This is a genomic window from Kitasatospora sp. NPDC058406, assembly GCF_042722765.1.
In the GTDB taxonomy this organism is placed as follows: Bacteria; Actinomycetota; Actinomycetes; order Streptomycetales; family Streptomycetaceae; genus Kitasatospora.
In genome coordinates this window covers 1-7,478 of sequence record NZ_JBHXKE010000341.1, presented here as the reverse complement: position 1 = coordinate 7,478, position 7,478 = coordinate 1, and the positions used below count along the sequence as shown (strand labels likewise).

Here is a 7,478-nt window from a genome sequence, read left to right as displayed (position 1 = left end):
GCCAGTCGGGTGTGAGGTCGGAGGTGATGTTCAGACCTCGATCCGGCGGTGCCGGGCCTGGAGGGCCGGCTCGGGGGCCGGCGGGGCGATCGTCGCGGCGGGGGCGCCGACCGGCGGGAAGGTCTCGCCGTGCGAGAGGTTCGGCAGCCGGCCGAGCCAGCGGGGCAGGTACCAGTTGTGGTCCCCGAGCAGGGTCATCACCGCGGGCAGCAGGACCGCGCGGATGATCGTCGCGTCGATCAGCACCGCGACCGCGAGGCCGACGCCCATCTGCTTCATCGCCTGCATGGAGAGGGTGCCGAAGACCCCGAACACCGCCACCATGATCACCGCGGCGCTGGTGACCACCCCGGCCGTGGAGCGGATGCCGTGCGCGACGGCGGCCCGGGTCGGCATGCCCCGGTCGTGGCCCTCCTTGATCCGGGAGACCACGAAGACGTGGTAGTCCATCGAGAGGCCGAAGAGGATCACGAAGAGGAAGAGCGGCACCCAGGACTCGACCGCGCCGACCCCGGCGGTGCCGAGCAGCGAGGCGCCGACACCGTGCTGGAAGACCAGGGTGAGCACGCCGTACGCGGCGCCGACCGAGAGCAGGTTGAGCACCACGGCGGTGCCGGCGACGGCCAGCGAGCGGAACGAGGTCAGCATCAGGAGGAAGGCGAAGGCCACCACGAAGCCGAACACCAGCGGCATCGAGCCGGTCATCTTGGCGTTGAAGTCGTACGAGCCGGCGGTGCGACCGGTGACCGGGGCCTCGGTGCCGGGCACCTTGAGGACGGTGGAGGGCACCAGGTCCTCGCGGAGGGCCTTCAGCGCGCCGTTGCTGACGTCGTCGTTGCCGGTGCCGTTGAGCGGTATGTCGACGGTGGCGACGTTCTGCTCGGTGTGGACGGTGACGTCCACCGGGCCGTGCATCCGGCCGCTGGCCAGGGCCTTCGCCTTGAGGTCGGCGATCGCCGCGGTCATCGCGGGGGAGTCGATGTCGGTGGACTTGATGACCACGGAGGCGGGGGCCGGGCTGCCGGGGAAGGCGGCCTCGATCTTCTGCGAGACGGCGACCAGCCGGTTGCCCTCGGGCAGCTGCTGCTGGAACGTGAGGTTGGCGGTGTGCATGGTGAGCATGGGCGCGGACAGGCCGAGCAGGACGGCGCCGGCGAGGACGGTGGCGGCCAGCGGGCGGCGCAGCACGGGGGTGAGGACGGCGTTCCAGAACCGGCCGCCGGTGGTGGCGGCGTCGGCGCGGCGGAGCTTGCGGAGGAAGGGGACGCGGCCCTTGTCGACCCGGTCGCCGAGCATGGACAGCAGGGCGGGCAGCACGGTGAGCGAGCCGAGCACCGCGGTGACGACGACCACGATGGTGGCGTAGGCCATGGCCTGGAACTCGGCGATTCCGGTGAGGAACATGCCGGCCATGGCGACCACCACGGTGACGCCGGAGACCAGGACGGCCCGGCCGCTGGTGGCGGCGGCGACCTTCAGCGCGGTGTCCAGGTCGCGGCCGGCGGCCCGCTCCTCGCGCTCGCGGCGCAGGTAGAACAGGCAGTAGTCGACGCCGACGGCGAGGCCGACGAGGAGCATCACGGAACTGGCGTTGTTGCTGGTGTGGAGGAACCCGCTGCTGAGGGCGACCAGCCCGCCGGCCGCGACGAAGGCGGTGATGGCGAGGACCACGGGGAGGACGGCGGCGACCAGCGCGCCGAAGGCGATCAGCAGGATGCCGAGGGCGAGCGGGACGGCCGTCCACTCGGCGCGGGCGAAGTCGTCGGCGAACTGCTGGTCGATCCACTTGCCGGAGCTGGCGTCGCCGAGTTCGACCACGGTGAGGTCGGGGTGCTGCTTCTGCACGGCGGCGACGGCGTCCACCACGGCGGTGACGTTCTCGACCGCCTCGTCGTGATCGCCCTTCACGGTGAGCTGGACGAGGACGGAGTGGCCGTCCGCGGAGATCGCCCGGGTGTCGTACGGGGAGCGGATGCCGTCGGCCTTGCCGGTGCCGTCGACGCCCTTGATCACCTGCTCGACGGTGGTCCTGAAGGCGGGGGCCTCGGAGGTCAGGGTGGCGCTCTGGATCAGCACGGTCTCGCTCGCCGGGGACTTGAGTCCGGCGTCGTCGAGGATCTTGGCGGCCCGGGAGACCTGGCCGGGCATCGCCTCGGACTCCTTGACCTGGGTGCTTCCGTGCAGGCCGCCGAGGAACGCGGCGGCGACGACGAAGATCAGCCAGCCGAAGACGGCCGTCTTTCTGTGCCGGGCGCTCCATGCGCCCATCGCGGCGGCCATGCCGAGCTTGGTCTTCACGAGGTCCCCCTGGGAGAGCGGCCGGAGCCCCGGTGAGCGGGTGCGGCCGGTGGTACGGCGGTGGTCGGCCGCCGGGAGCGGAGGCCGGCTGCGGATCCGGCGTCGCAATCGACCTTAGGGAGACGGAGGTTGACGGAGTATCCGGCTGGCGGGGGAGTTCCCCCTGTGGTCTTCCTCGGGGGAGGGGTGGGGTTTTCCCTACCAGGGAACCCTGACTTCTCCTCCCTGCGGGAGGGTAAAAAGTCCACCCTGAGGGGGATCGGTCTCCACCCGGAGCACGAGGTCACGGGTGTCGTACGCGCGCGAAGATGGGTGCGGCCTCCGTACGGCGGCCTCAGGGGGATCGGCTACAGGGTTACGGGGGTTGCTTGCCGGCCGGCAAGCAAGCGGTCGTAGGATGATGCTCCCTGAATACTTACCTGCCGACCGGCTAGGTGCTGTGCCCCTGCACGGCCCGGGCCGGTCTCGATCCGTCGCCCGGCGTCCCGTCCCCCAAGGGCTGCGGTGAACCATGCCCAGGAGGCATCACGAGCATGTTCCACCGACTAGGACATTTCGTCGTCCGTCGCGCCTGGTGGGTGATCGCGGCGTGGGTCATCGCGATGATCGCCATCGCCGCATCGGCCCCGAAGATCACCGCGCAGACCGACGAGGCCTCGTTCCTTCCCAAGCACTACGAGTCGATCCAGGCCTCGGTGCTCCAGGAGAAGGCGTTCCCGGCCAACTTCACGCCGTCCGCACTCGCGCTCTTCGAGCGCAACGACGGTGCCCCGATGGACGCGTCCGACAAGGACGCCATGGCCAAGATCGTCCAGGGTCTCACCGACAAGAAGATCGAGCACGTCGAGAAGATCGTCCCGGCGAGCGAGCAGTCGACCTCCAAGGACGGCAAGTACGCGCTCGCCCCGATCGCCATCGACAAGGCCACCCAGCAGTCCGACGAGTTCGGCGAGGCCGCCAAGAAGCTCCGGGACGAGGGCAAGTCCCTCACCTCCGGGACCAACCTCAAGTTCCAGCTCGGCGGCGCAGCCGCCCAGGCGCTGGACCAGAAGGAGTCCTCCGGAGCCGCCGACGCCGTGATCGCGCTGGCCACCCTGGTGCTGGTCGTGATCATCGTCGGGATCATCTTCCGCAGCGTCCTCGCCGGACTGCTGCCGATCGTGGTCTCGCTGATCATCGCCATGCCGGCGGCCAACGGCCTGATCGCCTACGCCACCAAGGCGTTCAAACTGGAGAGCACACCGGTCCTGTCGGCGATCCTGATCGTCGTGGTGCTCGGTGTCGGCACCGACTACTTCCTGTTCCTGGCGTTCCGCTACCGCGAGCGGCTGCGCGCCGGTGACGACCGCAAGGAAGCCGTCGCCAACGCGGTCGGCCGGGTCGGCGAGGCCATCGCCTCCGCGGCCGGCGCGGTCACCGTCGCCTTCGCGGTGCTGATCCTCTCCAGCCTCGGCATGTTCAAGGCGCTCGGCCCGGCCCTGGCCATCGCCGTCGTCGTCACCGCGTTCGCCTCGCTCACCCTGGCCCCGGCCCTGCTCGCCGTCATCCCGGCGCGCGCGGTCTTCTGGCCCGGCAAGAAGTGGATGAACGAGCCCAAGGACGCCCGCTTCCTCGCCCTCGGCCGCCTGGTGCAGAAGCGCCCCGCCCTGGTCGCCGTGGCCTCCGGCGGCGTGCTGCTGGCCCTCTCGGCCGGCGCCCTCGGCTACAACGGCACCTTCGACCTCGCGGGCAGCTCCATGCCCAAGGACAAGGAGTCGATGGTCGTCCAGGACAAGCTGGTCAACGGCTTCTCGGCCGGCGCCGCGGACCCGAGCCACGTCTACCTGACCACCACCGGCGGCGGCAAGCTCGACGCGGGTGCGTTCGAGGGCTTCGCCGCCAAGCTCGGCGGCGTTCCCGGCGTGGCCACCGCCGCGTCGAAGCCCCAGCTCAGCGAGGACGGCGCCACCGCCGACTTCACCGTGCTGCTCAAGAACGAGCCGTCCAGCAACGAGGCGATAGACACCCTCACGAAGCTGCGCGAGGTCGCCCACGCGCAGGCGCCGGGCGGCACCGAGACCAAGGTCGGCGGCCTGACCGCCGTCTACAAGGACATCAACCTGGCGATGAGCCACGACTACAAGCTGGTGTTCCCGATCGCAGGTCTGCTGATCCTGCTGATCCTCGGGCTCCAACTGCGCAGCGTGGTCGCCCCCTGGTACCTGATGGCCTCGGTGGGCCTCGGCTTCACCGCCACCCTCGGGTCCTCGACCCTGCTCTTCCAGAACATCAAGGGCGAGCACGGCATCATGTTCATGCTGCCGATCCTGATCTACCTCTTCGTGGTGGCGATCGGGACCGACTACAACATCCTGATCATCGCCCGTCTGCGCGAGGAGGCCCGCGAGGGCCGCTCCCCGCGCGAGGCGGCCCGGGAGGCGCTGCGCCACGGCGGTCCGACCGTCGCGGCGGCCGGCTTCATCCTGGCGGCGTCGTTCGGGACGTTCATGCTCGCGGGCAACATCTTCATGCTGGAGTTCGGCTTCGCGATGGCCTTCGGCATCATCCTGGCGGCCTTCGTGATGGCGATGTTCTTCACCCCGGCGCTCACCGCGCTGATCGGCCGGGCGGCCTGGTGGCCCGGCCACGGCGACGCCCCGGGCGCCGGCCACGCCCCCGTGGGCGGCTCGCAGGACGCGCACGGACTGCCGGAGGCGGCCGGGCGCCGCTGACCGACCGGTCACCCGGCGGGTACGGCGCAGCACGTACGGCGTATCCGTCACCACGCACCACGCACGCGCACACGGCGCCCGCTCCGGCGGGCGCCGTGTGCGCTTTTCGCCGCCGGGTTGCCCCTTTCCCGAGGGCTGCAAACGTGATCTGTAGAGCAGAAAATCCCCGGTCAATCGGGGTGCGGCCGTGCTACAGTCGAACCAGTTGCAGTTTTGGTTCCCATGAACGCTTGTGTGCGCCTGCTGGTTCCAACCAACAGGCGCATTTGTTTTGTCCGGTGTTTCAGCCTCCGGATGGGGATCGCGGCTACACGGGGTCCACGAGGTGTGGGCTCCGATGCCCCAGTTAGAGGAGACGGTTATGGCTACCGGCACCGTGAAGTGGTTCAACAGCGAAAAGGGCTTCGGCTTCATCGAGCAGGAGACCGGCGGCCCGGACGTGTTCGCCCACTACTCGAACATCAGCGCCCAGGGCTTCCGCGAGCTGGTCGAGGGTCAGAAGGTCGAGTTCGACGTGACCCAGGGCCAGAAGGGCCCGCAGGCCGAGAACATCCGCGTCATCTGAGTCCGGCTTCCGAGCTGACTCGCGATCTCGCGTAGCGAGGGCCCGTACCGCACGGTGCGGGCCCTCGTCCATGCCGCCGAACGGCCGGGGCGGCGCACTCCTTTCCCGACGGCCGGGCAGCCCTTTGAACGGGGCTGTTGACCGACGGATGGAGAAACCGTGACCACCCCTGCCCAGCCGCCCCGCGACGGCGGTCGCACCCGCAAGCCCCGCACCACCCGCACCGGCGGTGCCCCGCGCACCGGCGCGCCCCGCACCGAGGGCGCCCGTTCCGGCGCCCCCCGCGGCGGTGCCCCCCGCACCCCTCGCCGCAACGCGCCCCGCGTCGCCGAGGCCGCCGACTTCACCGTCGTCGAGGGCACCCCGGCCCGGCCCCCGGCGGCGAGCTTCGCCGAGCTGGAGCTCCCCAAGGGCATCCTGAGCGCGCTCACCCGCGAGGGCGTCATCGAGCCGTTCCCGATCCAGGCGGCCACCCTGCCCGACTCGATCGCCGGCCGCGACGTGCTCGGCCGCGGCCGTACCGGCTCCGGCAAGACCCTGGCCTTCGGCCTGCCGGTCCTCGCCCGCACCGCCGGCAAGCGCGCCGACGCCCGCCACCCGCTGGCGCTCGTGCTGACGCCCACCCGCGAGCTGGCCCAGCAGGTGACCGAGGCGCTCACGCCGTACGCCACCGCCGTCAACCTGCGGATCGCCACCGTCGTCGGCGGTATGTCGATCACCCGGCAGGCCAACGCCGTCCGGCGCGGCGCCGAGGTGCTGGTCGCCACCCCCGGCCGGCTGGACGACCTGATCGGCCGCGGGGACGTCAACCTCTCCGACGTCGCGATCACCGTGCTGGACGAGGCCGACCAGATGGCCGACATGGGCTTCCTGCCGCAGGTCACCAAGCTGCTGGAGCAGGTCGCCGAGGGCGGGCAGCGGATGCTGTTCTCCGCCACCCTGGACCGCAACGTCGACCGCCTGGTCAAGCGCTTCCTGACCGACCCGGTCACCCACTCGGTGGACCCCTCGGCCGGTGCCGTCACCACCATGGACCACCACCTGCTGCAGCTGGAGCAGGCCGACAAGGCCTCCGCCGCCGCCCACATCGCCTCCCGCGACGGGCGCGTGATCATGTTCGTGCACACCAAGCACGGCGCGGACCGGCTCGCCAAGCAGCTGCTCGCCACCGGTGTGAAGGCCGCGGCCCTGCACGGCGGCAAGTCCCAGCCGCAGCGCAACCGGGTGCTCGACCAGTTCCGTGACGGTCACATCACCGCGCTGATCGCCACCAACGTCGCCGCCCGCGGCATCCACATCGAGGGCCTCGACCTGGTCGTCAACATCGACCCGCCGATCGACCACAAGGACTACCTGCACCGCGGCGGCCGCACCGCCCGGGCCGGCGAGTCCGGCACCGTGGTCACCCTCGTGCTGCCCGACCAGCGCCGCGAGGTCAACCGGCTGATGACGGTGGCCGGCATCCGCCCGACCACCACCAGGATCCGTCCCGGTGACGCCGAGCTGACCCGGATCACCGGCGCCCGTACCCCCAGCGGCGTCCCGGTCACCCTGGCGGTGCCCGCCCCGGCCGCCGCCCCGGCGGCCGAGGGCAAGTCCTCCGCCCCGCGCCGTCGCCCCGGCAAGCGCTCCGCGCTGCCCGCCGACGTCGACATGAACGGCAACCCGCGCCGCCCCCGTCCGAAGCAGCGGCTCGGTGCCGGTGGTTCCGGCAGCGGCCAGGGCGGCCAGGGCGGCGGCGGTTCCCGCCAGGCGGCCGGATTCATCGGCCGCTCCTCCGGCCGTGCCAAGCCCGGCAGCGGCGCCAAGTCCGGCTCCAACTACGGCACCGGCCGCCAGCGCCGCCAGGCCGACTGAGCGACTCGACCGTGAACGGCCCGGCTCCCCCGGTGAACGGGGGAGCC

The 7,478-nt window shown here is 71.3% G+C and carries 4 protein-coding genes; 3 read left to right on the top strand and 1 reads right to left on the bottom strand.

The features are described 5' to 3' along the window. Positions 1-30: 30 nt before the first annotated feature. Positions 31-2,280, bottom strand: coding sequence for an MMPL family transporter (locus ACFWOG_RS37810; protein WP_380364009.1), 2,250 nt, complete (start codon positions 2,278-2,280; stop codon positions 31-33). Between the two features lie 551 nt (positions 2,281-2,831). Between ACFWOG_RS37810 and ACFWOG_RS37805 the strand changes: the two genes are divergently transcribed. The 3 genes from ACFWOG_RS37805 to ACFWOG_RS37795 all read left to right on the top strand — a co-directional run bounded on the left by ACFWOG_RS37805 (position 2,832) and on the right by ACFWOG_RS37795 (position 7,431). Further along, positions 2,832-5,009 carry an MMPL family transporter gene (locus ACFWOG_RS37805; protein WP_380364007.1) on the top strand — a complete coding sequence of 726 codons (2,178 nt, stop codon included), beginning with the start codon at positions 2,832-2,834 and terminating at the stop codon, positions 5,007-5,009. Between the two features lie 361 nt (positions 5,010-5,370). Beyond that, entirely contained in the window at positions 5,371-5,574 is a 204-nt protein-coding gene (locus tag ACFWOG_RS37800) for a cold-shock protein (protein WP_329881899.1), read from the top strand. A gap of 159 nt (positions 5,575-5,733) precedes the next feature. Then, positions 5,734-7,431 (top strand): DEAD/DEAH box helicase, encoded by a 1,698-nt coding sequence (locus ACFWOG_RS37795; protein WP_380364004.1) that lies wholly within the window; start codon positions 5,734-5,736, stop codon positions 7,429-7,431. The last annotated feature ends 47 nt before the right edge of the window (positions 7,432-7,478 follow it).